Raw genomic sequence first — 14684 nt, forward strand, 5'->3', positions numbered from 1 at the left:
CTCGACTTGCATGTATTAGGCACGCCGCCAGCGTTCGTCCTGAGCCAGGATCAAACTCTCCATAATAGTTTGTTTGATTGCTCATTTTCCATCTTTTTTTGAAAGGTGTATGGAACCTTTTATCTAGAGTATTAACTCTAGGAATTACGATTGACTCGCTTGGCGTTTCGTTTAGTTTTCAAAGAACAATTTCGCTAAAACAGCGACTTGATTAATATAGCACATCGCGACCTTCCAAGTCAACAACTTATTTCATCTTTTTAATTCGGTGATGTTTGTTGTTGCTTGTTGTCAGAAGCGACGCTTATTAATATACCAAGTTCACAATTGTAATGCAACACTTTTTTTAAAAAAAGATGAAAATAAAAAAACCTGCCACGTTTGGCAGGTTTAGTTTTAGTCTCTATGACGCATTTGCGGGAATAATAATACATCTCTAATTGATGGCGAGTTTGTTAGTAACATTACTAATCGATCTATACCTATACCTAAACCACCTGTAGGTGGCATACCGTACTCAAGCGCCTCAACGAAATCTTCATCCATCATATGCGCTTCATCATTTCCTGCTGCTCTTTCTTCTAATTGCGCTTCAAATCTTTGTTTTTGGTCAATTGGGTCATTTAACTCTGTGAATGCATTAGCATGCTCACGAGCAACAATAAATAACTCAAAACGATCAGTGAATCGTGGATCTTCAGCATTTTGCTTAGCTAGTGGCGAGATTTCTACTGGGTGTCCATAAATAAATGTAGGCTGAATTAACTCTTCCTCTACTTTTTGTTCAAAGAATTCATTAACAATATGTCCAAAAGTCATAGAATCTTTAATAGATACATTATGTTCTTTTGCTAAAGCTTTCGCTTCTTCAGTAGTCATTTGCTTCCAGAAGTCTACACCAACATACTCTTTTATCGCATCTACCATATGAATCCTTTTCCATTGTGGAGATAAATCTATTTCTACATCACCATAAGTAACTTTTGTTGTCCCTAAAACATCTTGAGCAATATGCGCTACCATATTTTCTGTAAGACTCATAATATCTTGGTAATCAGCGTAAGCTTCATAAAGCTCTATCATAGTAAACTCAGGGTTATGTCTTGTTGACACTCCTTCATTACGGAATACGCGACCAATTTCATATACCTTTTCTAAACCACCAACAATTAGTCTCTTTAAATGTAATTCAATTGCAATACGCATATATAATGTCATATCTAATGCATTGTGGTGTGTGACGAAAGGACGAGCTGAAGCTCCTCCAGCAATCGAATGCATCGTCGGTGTTTCTACCTCTAAATACCCAAGATTATTTAAATACGATCTCATTGATTGGATGATTTTACTACGAGCTATAAACGTCTCTTTACTTTCCGGGTTCATAATTAAATCTAAATAGCGTTGGCGATATCTTTGTTCAACATCTTTTAGACCATGAAACTTCTCGGGAAGTGGACGTAAAGATTTCGTTAGTAATTCAAAGTCAGACACCTTAATTGAAAGTTCCCCAACCTTAGTTTTAAATACTTCACCTTTAATACCAATTATATCCCCTAAATCTGCTGTATTAAAAATTTCGTACTTATCTTCACCTAACATATCTTTACGAACATAAATTTGAATTTGCCCTGTTAAATCTTGCACGTGTGCAAATCCAGCTTTTCCTTTGCCGCGCTTTGTCATTATTCTTCCAGCGATGCTAACTTCATTCTTTTGTTCTTCTAAGTCTTCCTTTGATAAAGCATCAAACTCGCTAGCGATACCTTTTGCTGTTTGCGTACGTTCAAAACGTTTTCCGAACGGATCAATTCCACTATCACGAAGTGTTTGCATTTTGTCACGACGGACTTGAAAGAGCTCATTTAATTCATTCTGGCTCATAAAATCATCTCCAATTAATTATTTTCGCTTATATATGTAAACGATTATTTGTGAATATATAAAGAAACTGCCAGTTTATCACTGGCAGTTTAGTATTCCATCTCAGAATATTATAGAAAAGAGTAGCCGGCACTGTCAACTTAACCTACTTTTTCTTCTGATAGTCTTTGAGCGTAATTTAATAATATATCTGTTAACGCTTCTTTCGTTTCTGCTTCATTGATCATATTACGAACAAGTCCGTTTCCGCGTAATCCTTTTAAATACCAAGCAGCATGCTTACGCATTTCTCGAGTAGCAACAACCTCACCTTTTATTCCAATTAAGCGATTATAGTGAAGTAAACAAACTTCTACTTTTTCTAATGCCGTAGGTTGTTCTAAAAGTTCACCTGTCTCTAAATAACGAACTGTACGGTAAATCATCCACGGGTCTCCTAATGCAGCTCGGCCAATCATAACAGCATCTGCACCAGTTTCATCAAGCATACGCTTAGCGTCTTGTGGCGTCGTAACGTCACCATTTCCGATTACCGGAATATTTACCGCTTCTTTCACTTGTTTAATAATGTCCCAGTCTGCAACACCTTCGTACATTTGCACTCTCGTTCGACCATGGAGTGAAACAGCTTTTCCTCCAGCGCTTTCGATTGCTTTTGCGTTTTCAACAGCATAAATATGTTTCTCATCCCAGCCCGTACGCATTTTTACTGTTACCGGCTTTTCTACTTCGGCAACTACAGCAGAAACCATTTCATAAATTTTATCTGGGTCTAATAACCATTTTGCACCAGCATCACATTTCGTAATTTTCGGTACTGGACAACCCATGTTGATATCAATTACGTCTGCATTTGATTTCGTATCTACTATTTTAGCAGCTTCAACTAGCGTATCTTTATTTCCACCGAAGATTTGTAAGCTTAAAGGTTTTTCTCTTTCATCAACATAAAGCATCTGCAACGATCTTTCATTTTCAAGGACAATGCCTTTATCACTTACCATCTCTGCACAAACTAATCCGGCTCCAAATTCTTTTACAGTTAAACGGAATGCCGAGTTACATACTCCTGCCATAGGTGCAAGTACAACTCTATTATTCATTGTAATATTATCTATTTTAAACAAAGGTTCCACCTCTATTCTTTTGGCTTTAAATCATCTATAGTAACTTGTAACAATTGTGTAATTTGCTCTAATATACTCTCACTAGGATTTCTATTTCCACGTTCAATTTCACCTAATAGAGAAATAGAGACATTTAATTTTTTAGCAAACGTCTCTTGGGTAAATCCTTTTAATTTTCTGTAGGCGCGAATTCTTCTGCCGAAATTTTCTGTTTCCATAAATGGACACCTTCTTTATCATGTAGTCGTTTGATTGCGTCTTTAAGAGATGTTTCATTTACGACAATGTCACCAACAATCTCGAATAAAGGAATTAAAACAAACGCTCTATCAACCATTCTAGGATGAGGGACTATTAAGTGATCAGATTCAATTTTGTCTTGATTGTATAATAAAATATCAAGGTCTATTGTTCGTGGTCCCCAATGAACTGTACGCTGACGACCAAGCGAAGCCTCGACTTCCATCGTTTTTTTAATTAATTCGCTAGCAGTGTAAGAAGTATTAATTTCAGCTACCATGTTTAAAAATCTCGCTTGTTCAGTATAGCCGACAGGATCTGTTTCATAAATAGATGAAATATTTCCAACTTGTATTTTTGCATCCGCTTGCAACAAAGAAATTGCCTTTTGTAAATTTAACTCCCTATTCCCGATGTTTGTCCCTAAGCTAATGTACGCTATATTTTTATCCATTGGAACCTCTAGTACCTCTTCCTATTTCAACAGCTACTGAATCATAATGACCGTTAATAGGGGGATCTGGCTTTATCATCTTTATTGTACAAAAGTGTATTTTCGGATTTAGGAGCAATCTAGCAGCTATTTCTTCAGCAACTGACTCTACTAGCTTTTTAGGGGGACCTTCAACTACTTCTTTCACTGTTTCATAAACCGTTGCATAGTTAACGGTTTCTTCCAAATCATCCGTTGCACCCGCTGCTTTTAATGGCAATTCTAATGTTACATCAACAATAAAGCGCTGACCCAACTTATTTTCCTCGGGAAAAACACCGTGATACCCATAAAACTTCATTCCTGAAACATATATTTTATCGATTAGAAACTCCTCACTTTCCCTTTCCAAGCATCGCATCCATCATTTTAGCCATGCGCGACATTTCTAGAACATCATGTACTCTCATAATGTCACAACCTCTTTCAATTCCTAGGCATACTGTAGCACCAGTTCCTTCTACTCTTTCATCGACTGGCAAATCCAAGGCAAATCCTATCATTGATTTTCTCGAAGTTCCTAGCAACACTGGGTAACCTAATTTCGTGATTTGATCAAGTTTATTCATCACTTCTAAGTTTTGCTCATATGTTTTCGCAAACCCTATTCCTGGATCTAAGACAATTTTGTCGTCTTTCACTCCAGCTTTCTTTACTATTGAGATTGATTCCGCCAAGTCGCTTATAATATCATCCATTAGGTTATTGTAATTTTTATTATTCCGATTATGCATTAAGATGATAGGTACTTCTTTTTCTGCAGCAACTATGGCCATATCCTTGTCTGCTTTTGCTCCCCAAACATCATTAATAATATGAGCACCCGCTTCAATAGCCAATTTCGCAACTTCTGCTTTATACGTATCAATCGATATTGGTACATTTACCGCTTCAGAAACTGCCTTTATGATTGGTATTACTCGAGCAATTTCTTCTTCCAAAGAAACTTTCTCCGCATTAGGTCTTGTTGACTCGCCACCAATATCAATAATATCTGCTCCGTTTATAACCATTTCTTTTGCTTTAGCGACAGCATGATCCACTTCATTGAACTTTCCACCATCAGAAAAAGAATCTGGTGTTGTGTTTAAAATGCCCATAATCGCCGTTTTTTCCGATAGATTAAGTGAATATGGCCGACATATCAATGATCCTTTATTATGTTTGCTTACACTTTTTATCATTTGCATCACCTTTATATATTAACGGTCGACCAAAGCGACGTACGATGTTTCTCGTAATTTTCTTTGAACATTTCCGTTAATTCATTTTTTGCTGTAAATTTCATCTTCTCAATTCCTTTAATCGGAACAATTTCTTGGATTGAATTTGTAACAAAAGCTTCCTCACAATTAAGTAAGTGCTCTAGTTTAAATTTACCTACTCGATATGGAATTTCAAGTTTATTAGCTAAGCACAAAATAAATCCGCGGGTGATTCCCCCTAAGATTCCTGTTGAAAGTGCCGGAGTATATAGCACACCATCTTTTACCCAAAAGATATTCGATACTACTCCTTCAGCAACAAAGCCATCTTTTGTTAGGAATAATCCTTCGATATTTGTGCATTCACCAACTTCACGTTTACCGATTACATTATTTAAAAAATGGTGTGATTTTATTCGATCTGGACCTTCAGGTGTATTTCTTCTCGTTTTCAGAAGTTGCAAATGTTTACCCTGTAGGTTATTTGATAGCACGGGCATCGGCTTGGAATAAATAATAATTGTCGGGCTTACATAAGGTTCGACTTGAAGTCCAAGTGAACCTGCTCCAGCTGATATGTTTATTCTTACATAAGCGTTTTTATAGTTGTTCGCCTCTAGTAATATAATGAGGTTACTCAACAGTTCTTTCTGCCACTTTTCAGGCATTATAATACCAACTTGTTTTAAGCTCCTAGCCATCCGCTCCATATGGTCATGAAATAAAAATGGATGTCCCTCATAAACACGGAGCGTTTCGAAAACACCTAAGCCATACATAAAACCGTGCTCAAAGATTGAAATAGTAGCTTCTTCTTCTTTTACTATTTGTCCATTTAAATAGACATACATGTTTTGTTTACAGTCCTATTCGTTTTACGATGTGTATTAATGAAATTTTGTAATAACATTTTCCCCGACTCAGTCATTATTGACTCTGGATGAAACTGTACACCTTCAATTGCATATTCTTTATGTCTTAAGGCCATTATTTCACCTGCATCTGTCCACGCTGAAACTTCTAAGCAATCAGGCAACGTTTCTTTTTTTACAATTAACGAGTGATATCTCGTTGCAGTAAATGGGTTTTCAATATCTTGAAAAATCGTCTTTCCATCATGATGGATGAGTGACGTTTTTCCGTGCATTAACCTTTCCGCTTGGACAACTTCTCCACCGAACGCTTGGCCAATCGATTGGTGCCCTAAGCAAACTCCGAAAATTGGTATTTTCCCTTTGAAGTGTGATATTACATTTAAACTAATCCCTGCATCATTTGGTGTTTTAGGTCCTGGTGATATCATTAAAAAGCTCGGGTCTAGCAGTTCGATTTCTTCTATTGTTATTTCATCATTACGTTTAACTATTAACTCCTCACCTAGCTCGCCTAAATATTGCACTAAGTTGTACGTAAATGAATCGTAATTATCTATCATTAATATCATTAACACTCACCTCCTGTTCACTTAGCTCTTTTGCTTTCCATAACGCTTTTGCTTTCTTCAATGACTCTTTATATTCCGCTGCTGGATTAGAATCAATAACTATTCCAGCTCCAGCTTGTACATAAGCTATATTATCTTTTGCTACCATTGTTCGAATTGCAATGTTCAATTCTAAATCACCATTAAAGCCAAGCCAACCAATTGAGCCAGTATAAATACCACGACGAACAGGTTCTAATTCTTCAATAATTTCCATCGTTCTAACTTTAGGAGCGCCGGTAATTGTTCCGCCAGGAAAAGCTGCTCTTATCGCATCGTAACCATCATACTGTTTTGCAAGTAGTCCTCGAACATTTGAAACAATGTGCATGACGTGTGAATACTTCTCTATTGTCATAAATTCATTTACTTCAACCGTACCGAATTTACTTACTCTTCCGAGGTCATTTCTTTCTAAGTCAACGAGCATGACATGTTCTGCTCGTTCTTTTTCATTTTCTATTAGCTCTTTTGCAAGCAATTCATCTTCTTGTGCATTTTTTCCTCGTGACCTTGTTCCAGCAATAGGTCTAGTACTTAATGTATCCCCTTTTTTCTTTATTAAAAGTTCCGGCGAACCAGATACGAGCTGAAATTCAGGAACATGAAAATACCCCATATAAGGTGAAGGGTTCAATTCTCTTAACTTTTCATAAATGTGCAAAGGCTCTGTGTTAAGTTCTTCCGCCTGTCGAACTGATAAATTAACTTGGAATACATCACCCGCAGAAATATAATTTTGAATTCGTTCCACTGCATTTTTAAATGCATCTTCAGTTAATGAGAATTTTTTCTCAAGTCCAACATTTGAGCGTTTTTTCCAACTCTCCTCACTGAATTCACTTTGTACTGCTTTTTCTAATTTAATTAATCTCTTTTCAGCTTCTTGCTCACTTCGCTCTTGACTATGGGTAATTAACCAAAGTGCCTCTTCTTGATGGTCATATACAATTACATCATTAAAGATTAAAAAATATATTTCTGGCATTTGTAAATCATCTCTACTTTGCTCAGGTAATACTTCAATTTGTCTAACATAATCGTAACTTATATAGCCAATTGCCCCACCTTGAAAATCAGGTAAATCTTCAATTACAGCTGTCCTATACGGTTCCATCCATTGTTTTAGTTGTTCTAACGGATCACCATGATAAGTTTCTTCGATTCCACCAACATTGATTTGTAACGATTTTTCATACCCTGTTGCAATAGCAAACGGTTGCAGCCCTATAATACTGTAGCGTCCACCTAGTAAACTTTCCAAAATGACGTGATGTGTTTCTTTCCTCGCCAGCATTTTATATTTATAAAAAAGGTCCTTATAGTTTCCTTTTATCTTTTTCCAAATAACTATTCTATTACCAGTGATTGCTTTCTCCAATTGATTCACTCCAGTCCTATAAACCTGCTTTTATTTTACATGATAGTATGTAGTGGTACACTTATTTTCACCAAAAAAAGAAAAAACTCGCCAAAGGCGAGTTTTCGTAACAAGTATTAATGTTCATTATATTGCCACACTACCCCTAGTTCATTCCATAAATGCTCAGCATTAATATCTCCTTCGATTTGTTGCAAAGCAAGTTGTCTTCGTATTTCCCTTTTCATATCTTCAAAAGCATACGAAGTCCCTGGAATTTCTTCTTTCAAAACGATAATAGCATAACCCTCAGCAATTTCTATAGGAGAACTTACTTCACCGACTGACAAAGAATCTGCGACATGAACATATTCTTCAGGTACAGAATAAGAGTTTCGCTCAACATATCCGATGTCGCCACCCCTTGAAGCTGTTATCATATCTAAAGATCTCTCCAAAGCTAAAGCCTCAAAACTCGACCCTGCATTCAATTCTGCTAATACTTCATTCGCTTCTTCTTCTGTCTTTACTACAATGTGAGATAAGTAATAGATATCGTCTTGTTCGAACAGCGATCTGTTTTCATCATAATAATTTCTTATTTCTGCTTCAGAAATAACAATATCTTGCGTATATATCTCTTCTAGCAATAAGATATATTCTATTTCTTCTCGTAACTTAGCTTCATCAAAGTCTGGTAAATTCTCTAATTCATGTGAAGATTGATCATGCATTACTTTATATAAACTAACTTCTTTATCAATAACTTCTGGTGAAATTTTTAAGCCTTGCTTCTTTGCTAATTGAAATACTACTTCGCGATTAATCATATCCTTTAAAACGTCTTGCCCAAACTGCTTAGTTAATTTTTCACTCCACATTTCTTTAGTAATTTCAACTTCTCCAACCTTTGCTACAACATCGTTGTCATCTTTCTTTATGCTCGTAAATAAGAAATAGCTATTAGATAATACTAGTACTGCAATAATTGCATAAAGCAATTTGTGATTAAACATTATTTTAATTCCCCTTATTCGATTGACCTTTAATTTCTTCTAACTCATCTTTGTTAAAAGTATATTTTTCATTACAAAAATGGCAGACCGCTTCTGCTTTCCCTTCATCTTCGATAATACTTTGAAGCTCTTGAGCGCCTAATGAAAGCAGTCCATTTTCAATTCGTTCACGTGAACATTTACATTGAAACTTTACAGGAACCGTATCTAAAAACTTCACTTCTGTTTCTCCGAGCACGTTTCGAACTAACTCTTCTGGAGATAATCCTTTTTCAATTAATTTAGATACCGGCTCAATGGAAGATAACTGCTGTTCTATTTTCGAAATTACTTCATCATCTGCACCAGGCATAACTTGAATAATAAATCCACCAGCGGCTAAAATAGAGTGATCTGGATTTACTAATACACCTACCCCTACTGAGGATGGCACTTGCTCAGAAGATGCAAAATAGTAAGTGAAATCTTCTCCTAATTCACCAGAGACAATTGGCACTTGCCCAGTGAAATGATCTCGCATCCCAATATCTTTAACTACTGTCAAAAATCCTTCTTTTCCTACAGCTCTAGCAACATCAAGCTTTCCATGTTCATTCAAATCAAAATGAACATGTGGATTTGAAACATATCCACGAACATTCCCTTTTGCGTCTGCGTCAATAATTAGATGTCCAATCGGACCTCCACCTTCAATTTTCACTGTAATTTTTTCTTCACCTTTAAGCATGGTACCCATCATAGCCGAAGCAGTTAACGAACGACCTAATGCTGCTGATGCAGTCGCCCAAGTGTCGTGTCTTCTTTGCGCTTCTGAAACTGTCTCGGTAGTTCTTGCTGCATACACGCGGATCGCACCGTTATACGCTAAGGCTTTTACGATGTAGTCTTTCATAGTTGTAGACTCCTTTAACAATTTTTTTGATAAATTAAGTTTAAGCCATTCAATGTTAATAATGGATCAATATAGTCAATAACATCGGTTTCTTTTGAAATTAATTTGGCTAGACCACCTGTAGCGATTACTTTCGGTGTGCCATTTGCCTGATCTTTCATTCTTTTAACGATACCTTCAACTTGTCCGACATAGCCAAATAAAATACCTGATTGCATCGCATTTACCGTATTTTTCCCAACAACATGTTCCGGCTTAGCGATTTCAATCCGGGGCAACTTAGCTGCTTTTGAATAAAGCGCTTCAGTTGAAATGCTAATTCCAGGTGCAATTGCTCCACCTAAATAGTGACCTTCTTCGTTTATATAGCAATAAGTAGTCGCTGTACCAAAATCAACGATAATCAATGGTTGGCCATAATAATGTATGCCAGCAACCGCATTAACGATTCGGTCAGCTCCAACTTCTCTTGGGTTTTCTAATTTTAAGTTTAATCCTGTTTTCACCCCTGGCCCGACTACAATCGGATTGATGTGAAAATACTTCGTACACATACGCTCAAGTGCAAACATAATCGGAGGTACGACAGAAGAAATGATAATACCTTTAATGCTAGAAAAGTTTAAACCTTCATGTGCAAATAAACCTTTAATAACCATGCCATATTCATCTTCCGTTTTACTTCTACTCGTTTCAATACGCCAGTGATATTTTAATTCGTTATTATCATATACCCCTAAGACTGTATTTGTATTCCCTACATCTAATACTAAAATCATAAGTCATCACCACTAATTCAATTTTGATTTCATCATATCATATCACTCATATAGGCTAAAGAAAATAGCAATGATTAGTTCAGATGTTGCAATAATATCACTATTTCTGAAGAAATTAGACGCAATTGTAAAATCACCGCGATTGTACAAACACATAAAAAAAGAATGCCTTCTAATAAGGCATTCTTTCATCATGTATTAATCTTCTTTCTTTTCATCAACAGGAGTTTCTTCGTCATCTTTAACATCGATAGGTTCTTCGTCTTGACGACTAATATTTACTTTCACATCACCAGCGTCCTTTACAGCACGAACCGGTAACTTTCCTGTCTTCATTAATTCCTCAATTTGCTCAGCATCAAGAGTTTCAATTTCTAACAATGTTTGAGCGATAAGTTCTAGCTTATCTTTCTTCTCTGTTAGAATTTGCTTCGCACGATCATATTGTTCCTTAATAATTCGTTGAATTTCTAAGTCAATCTCATACGCGATACGATCACTGTAGTTTTGATCACTTTGAATGTCACGACCTAAGAACACTTGACCTTGCACTTGACCGAATTGAAGCGGTCCAAGCTTGTCACTCATTCCGTACTCCGTTACCATCTTACGTGCAATTGCAGTAGCACGTTGGAAGTCATTGTGTGCACCTGTTGATACTTCACCGAAAGTTAATTCCTCGGCTACTCGCCCACCTAATAGACCAACGATCTTATCAAGTAACTCAGGCTTTGTCATAAAGTAACGGTCTTCTTTCGGAAGCATTACTGCATAACCACCTGCTTGCCCTCGAGGTACTATCGTAACTTTATGAACCATTTCTGCATTTTCTAATGTTGCTCCAATAACTGTATGACCAGATTCATGGTAAGCAACGATATTGCGTTCTTTCTTAGAGATAACTCGACTCTTTTTAGCAGGACCCGCAATAACACGGTCGATTGCTTCATCAACATCTTCCATTGTAACTTTCTTCTTATCATGTCTAGCAGCAACAAGTGCAGCTTCGTTTAATAAGTTTTCTAAGTCTGCCCCAGAGAAGCCTGGTGTTCTCATTGCAATTGTTTTTAAATTAACGTCATCCGCTAATGGTTTATTATGAGCATGTACTTTTAAGACTTCTTCACGGCCTTTTAAGTCTGGGCGGTCAACCGTAATTTGACGGTCAAAACGTCCTGGACGTAATAAAGCTGGATCTAAAATGTCTGGGCGGTTCGTCGCAGCTACGATAATAATTCCTTCGTTTGCACCGAATCCATCCATTTCAACTAATAATTGGTTTAACGTTTGCTCTCGCTCGTCATGTCCGCCACCAAGGCCTGCGCCACGTTGACGTCCAACTGCATCAATTTCGTCAATGAAAATAATACACGGAGCATTCTTCTTAGCATTTTCAAATAGATCACGTACACGTGATGCACCTACACCGACAAACATTTCGACGAAGTCTGATCCACTAATTGAGAAAAACGGAACGCCAGCTTCACCTGCAACGGCTCTTGCTAGTAATGTTTTACCTGTTCCTGGAGGTCCTACTAATAAGACCCCTTTAGGAATTCGTGCACCTAATTCAGCAAATTTACGAGGGTCTTTCAAAAACTCAACTATTTCAACAAGTTCTTGCTTTTCCTCATCTGCACCTGCAACATCCTTGAAGCGCACCTTTTTCTTCTCTTCACTATACATTTTTGCTTTGCTTTTACCGAAGTTCATAACACGACTTCCGCCGCCTTGCGCTTGGTTTAGCAAGAAAAAGAATAAAATAAAGATAATGACAAACGGAATAATTGATGTGAAAAATGTTACCCATCCACTCGTTTGTTCTGCTTCCTTTATTGTTATGGCAATGTTTTGTTCTTTTGCAGCTGCAACTATTGCAGCATGCGTAGTATCACCTTGGAATACGTTTGTTTGATAACTTTCTTTTTCCGAGTGATTGACCAATTGACCTGTAACAAAATATACTCCATGTGCCGGTTGAATCGTTATTGATTCTACTTCACCAGCCTCTAGCAATTGGAAAAACTGTTTTAAATCTAATTCCTCTGTTTCTTGCTTCGGCCCGTTAAAGATACTTACAACTCCAACGACGACAAGGAATATTAGTAAATAAAAGATTGTATTACGAAAAATTCTATTCATTCCTTACCTCCTCCCACGAGCATATACACCGTAGTTAATAGTATCATAGTTATTATTTAACACAAAATGATTAACTTTCATAAATCTCTGGCTTTAAAATACCGATATAAGGCAGATTACGATAGCGCTCAGCAAAGTCTAAACCATAGCCTACAACAAACGCGTCTGGAACAATAAAGCCTGCTAAATCTGGTTTTAGATCGACTTTACGACCAGTTGGCTTATCAAGTAGAGTGACAATTTTTATTGACTTTGCTTTTCTGTGCTTGAAGAGGTCTACTAAGTAGCTTAATGTTAAGCCACTGTCGATAATATCTTCGACAATTAAGATGTCGCGCCCTTCAATAGATGTGTTTAAATCTTTAATTATTTTCACTTCACCAGAAGATACAGTAGAATTACCGTAACTTGATACATCCATAAAGTCCATTTCCAAATGAATATTCATTCGCTTTGTTAAATCTGCCATAAATAATACAGCACCTTTTAACACGCCAATAACTAGTGGATAGCGGTCTTGGTATTCTTCGGAAAGGACCTTTGCAAGTTCTTCACACTTCGCTTGGATCTCTTCTTCTGATATTAGTACTTCTTTCATTTCATTATGCATTACTTTTCCTCCCACACTATTGGTTAAGATTACAAAATGTGAATACGACATATTTAGCAGTGTTTTGTGAGGTTTGTGCAAAGCTAGAAAGCTTTAGTTTTGGTAACCACAATATATTGTTATTACCATCAACAACAACCGGCCATACATCGCGTAGCTCTTTATCCACCTTTTGGTCAATAAATATTGCCTTGAGCTTTTTTGAACCTGGACTCCCCTTCAATGTCATTCTGTCACCTGGCACTCGAGTACGAACAATAATTGGAAGTGTTAAATCTTCGTAATTACAAACAAAAAAAGATTTCTCATCTTTTATTGTTGGGAGTTTTTCCTCTAAACTAACCTGAATAGTGCCAATTGGAGTTTCACATTGTCCTGGAATATGTAATTCTTTTTCATAAGAAAAATGGTCTTCTTTAAGCATATGTACTGAAAATGAACAGCATGAATAAGAACGTGATATGTAAATTCCTTTTGGTAAAAACAATTCCCCAGAAGGGTGTTTATTATTAAGTAAATCTAACACCTGCTGAATATGTACATAAGATAAATCTTGGGCATTTTGACCATATAGATAATTTAATATTAGAGTAATCATTCTCCTTTGTAAAGGAAAGGGAACATGTATAAATTTTTCTACAGCTAAAATAACAGTTTCCCTTGATTTACTAATAAGTAAATCGCTTAATTTTTCTTCTGCTTCTTTAATCAGCCACTGTTGATCAGCCATCAGTAGTTCACTTTGCGTTTGCATTCGCAAGTGGACATTTGGATTTTCCTTTTTCAAAAAAGGCAAGACATATTTCCTAAATCGATTTCTTGTATACGAATCACTCTCATTACTTTCATCATATCTAGGTAATATTTTTTCTTCTTTACAATAGTGCTCAATTTCATCTTTCGTTATGCTTAAAAATGGACGAATAATCATCCCTTCAGAAAAAGGACGCTTGAAAGGGATACCCGCCTGACCAAATCCAACACTCCCTCTAACTTGGTTCATAATCATTGTTTCTACTTGATCATCCCCGTGGTGTGCCAATGCTAAATAATCTGCATGGTGCTTTTTCATCACATCTTCAAAAAAGGCATATCTAGCATTTCGAGCCGCTACTTGCGTACTAAGCTTTTCTTTCTTTTTATAGCTATTAACGTCTATTTTTTCTGCCTCAAGTAGTATGCCCAATGCATCACAAAATGCAGCTACTGCTAGATAATCGTCGTGAGATTGTTCCCCTCTAAGCATATGATCGACGTGAGCAGCAATGACATTAATACCAAAATGGGTACGATGGTTCCATAAAAAGTGAAGCAATGCCAATGAATCTGGCCCACCAGAGACACCTACTACAATTGTAGAATTATTTTTTATAAGCTGATGCCGCTTAATAAAACCGTGAACCGTTTGCAAAACGTTATCCTCATTTCTAGCCTAATAATTATGTTTATTAAA

General features: G+C 36.6%; 15 protein-coding genes and 1 rRNA gene. All 16 read right to left on the reverse strand.

Translation table 11 applies throughout. The features are described from left to right. Positions 1-66: ribosomal RNA gene (locus CIB95_RS14950) — 16S ribosomal RNA — on the reverse strand; the annotation flags it as partial. Between the two features lie 330 nt (positions 67-396). Beyond that, on the reverse strand, positions 397-1884 hold the full coding sequence (lysS, locus tag CIB95_RS14955) for a lysine--tRNA ligase (RefSeq protein WP_094926485.1): 1488 nt from the start codon (positions 1882-1884) through the stop codon (positions 397-399). A gap of 140 nt (positions 1885-2024) precedes the next feature. After that, a complete protein-coding gene (gene dusB / locus CIB95_RS14960; RefSeq protein ID WP_094926487.1) occupies positions 2025-3011 on the reverse strand; it encodes a tRNA dihydrouridine synthase DusB in 987 nt (328 codons plus the stop codon). Between the two features lie 11 nt (positions 3012-3022). Beyond that, positions 3023-3229, reverse strand: coding sequence for a helix-turn-helix domain-containing protein (locus CIB95_RS14965; protein ID WP_094926489.1), 207 nt, complete (start codon positions 3227-3229; stop codon positions 3023-3025). Beyond that, positions 3181-3705 (reverse strand): 2-amino-4-hydroxy-6-hydroxymethyldihydropteridine diphosphokinase, encoded by a 525-nt coding sequence (gene folK, locus CIB95_RS14970; RefSeq protein ID WP_094926492.1) that lies wholly within the window; start codon positions 3703-3705, stop codon positions 3181-3183. The genes CIB95_RS14965 and folK overlap by 49 nt, the downstream gene beginning before the upstream one ends. Continuing rightward, positions 3698-4069 carry a dihydroneopterin aldolase gene (gene folB / locus CIB95_RS14975; protein WP_094926584.1) on the reverse strand — a complete coding sequence of 124 codons (372 nt, stop codon included), beginning with the start codon at positions 4067-4069 and terminating at the stop codon, positions 3698-3700. Before folB ends, folK begins: the two co-directional genes overlap by 8 nt. 10 nt (positions 4070-4079) lie before the next feature. Next, positions 4080-4928 carry a dihydropteroate synthase gene (folP, locus tag CIB95_RS14980; RefSeq protein WP_094926493.1) on the reverse strand — a complete coding sequence of 283 codons (849 nt, stop codon included), beginning with the start codon at positions 4926-4928 and terminating at the stop codon, positions 4080-4082. An 11-nt stretch (positions 4929-4939) separates the two neighbouring features. Further along, positions 4940-5800, reverse strand: a complete 861-nt coding sequence (gene pabC / locus CIB95_RS14985) for an aminodeoxychorismate lyase (RefSeq protein WP_094926495.1) — start codon at positions 5798-5800, stop codon at positions 4940-4942. Further along, on the reverse strand, positions 5785-6393 hold the full coding sequence (pabA, locus tag CIB95_RS14990; RefSeq protein ID WP_094926497.1) for an aminodeoxychorismate/anthranilate synthase component II: 609 nt from the start codon (positions 6391-6393) through the stop codon (positions 5785-5787). The genes pabC and pabA overlap by 16 nt, the downstream gene beginning before the upstream one ends. Then, positions 6374-7729: an anthranilate synthase component I family protein gene (locus CIB95_RS14995; RefSeq protein ID WP_094926586.1), complete on the reverse strand. Its 1356-nt coding sequence runs from the start codon at positions 7727-7729 to the stop codon at positions 6374-6376. The genes pabA and CIB95_RS14995 overlap by 20 nt, the downstream gene beginning before the upstream one ends. A 200-nt stretch (positions 7730-7929) precedes the next feature. Next, on the reverse strand, positions 7930-8808 hold the full coding sequence (locus CIB95_RS15000; protein ID WP_094926499.1) for a peptidyl-prolyl cis-trans isomerase: 879 nt from the start codon (positions 8806-8808) through the stop codon (positions 7930-7932). A gap of 4 nt (positions 8809-8812) precedes the next feature. Continuing rightward, positions 8813-9700, reverse strand: coding sequence for an Hsp33 family molecular chaperone HslO (gene hslO / locus CIB95_RS15005; protein WP_094926501.1), 888 nt, complete (start codon positions 9698-9700; stop codon positions 8813-8815). A gap of 14 nt (positions 9701-9714) precedes the next feature. Beyond that, positions 9715-10479 carry a type III pantothenate kinase gene (locus tag CIB95_RS15010; RefSeq protein ID WP_094926503.1) on the reverse strand — a complete coding sequence of 255 codons (765 nt, stop codon included), beginning with the start codon at positions 10477-10479 and terminating at the stop codon, positions 9715-9717. 198 nt (positions 10480-10677) lie between these two features. Beyond that, positions 10678-12621, reverse strand: a complete 1944-nt coding sequence (ftsH, locus tag CIB95_RS15015) for an ATP-dependent zinc metalloprotease FtsH (RefSeq protein ID WP_094926504.1) — start codon at positions 12619-12621, stop codon at positions 10678-10680. 70 nt (positions 12622-12691) lie between these two features. After that, positions 12692-13231 carry a hypoxanthine phosphoribosyltransferase gene (gene hpt, locus CIB95_RS15020; RefSeq protein ID WP_094926506.1) on the reverse strand — a complete coding sequence of 180 codons (540 nt, stop codon included), beginning with the start codon at positions 13229-13231 and terminating at the stop codon, positions 12692-12694. Positions 13232-13247: 16 nt separating this feature from the next. Continuing rightward, positions 13248-14642, reverse strand: a complete 1395-nt coding sequence (gene tilS, locus CIB95_RS15025) for a tRNA lysidine(34) synthetase TilS (RefSeq protein WP_094926507.1) — start codon at positions 14640-14642, stop codon at positions 13248-13250. Between the last annotated feature and the right edge of the window lie 42 nt (positions 14643-14684).

It is taken from the genome of Lottiidibacillus patelloidae (assembly GCF_002262935.1).
Classification (GTDB): domain Bacteria; phylum Bacillota; class Bacilli; order Bacillales; family SA5d-4; genus Lottiidibacillus; species Lottiidibacillus patelloidae.

What these genes read in the sequence shown, in the direction of transcription:
- pabA (WP_094926497.1), bottom strand. Translation starts at nt 6,393, where the DNA reads ATGATATTAATGATAGATAATTACGATTCATTTACGTACAACTTAGTG.
- hpt (WP_094926506.1), bottom strand. Translation starts at nt 13,231, where the DNA reads ATGCATAATGAAATGAAAGAAGTACTAATATCAGAAGAAGAGATCCAA.
- pabC (WP_094926495.1), bottom strand. Translation starts at nt 5,800, where the DNA reads ATGTATGTCTATTTAAATGGACAAATAGTAAAAGAAGAAGAAGCTACT.
- CIB95_RS15000 (WP_094926499.1), bottom strand. Translation starts at nt 8,808, where the DNA reads ATGTTTAATCACAAATTGCTTTATGCAATTATTGCAGTACTAGTATTA.
- hslO (WP_094926501.1), bottom strand. Translation starts at nt 9,700, where the DNA reads ATGAAAGACTACATCGTAAAAGCCTTAGCGTATAACGGTGCGATCCGC.
- CIB95_RS14965 (WP_094926489.1), bottom strand. Translation starts at nt 3,229, where the DNA reads ATGGAAACAGAAAATTTCGGCAGAAGAATTCGCGCCTACAGAAAATTA.
- lysS (WP_094926485.1), bottom strand. Translation starts at nt 1,884, where the DNA reads ATGAGCCAGAATGAATTAAATGAGCTCTTTCAAGTCCGTCGTGACAAA.
- CIB95_RS14995 (WP_094926586.1), bottom strand. Translation starts at nt 7,729, where the DNA reads ATGCTGGCGAGGAAAGAAACACATCACGTCATTTTGGAAAGTTTACTA.
- ftsH (WP_094926504.1), bottom strand. Translation starts at nt 12,621, where the DNA reads ATGAATAGAATTTTTCGTAATACAATCTTTTATTTACTAATATTCCTT.
- CIB95_RS15010 (WP_094926503.1), bottom strand. Translation starts at nt 10,479, where the DNA reads ATGATTTTAGTATTAGATGTAGGGAATACAAATACAGTCTTAGGGGTA.
- folP (WP_094926493.1), bottom strand. Translation starts at nt 4,928, where the DNA reads ATGATAAAAAGTGTAAGCAAACATAATAAAGGATCATTGATATGTCGG.
- folK (WP_094926492.1), bottom strand. Translation starts at nt 3,705, where the DNA reads ATGGATAAAAATATAGCGTACATTAGCTTAGGGACAAACATCGGGAAT.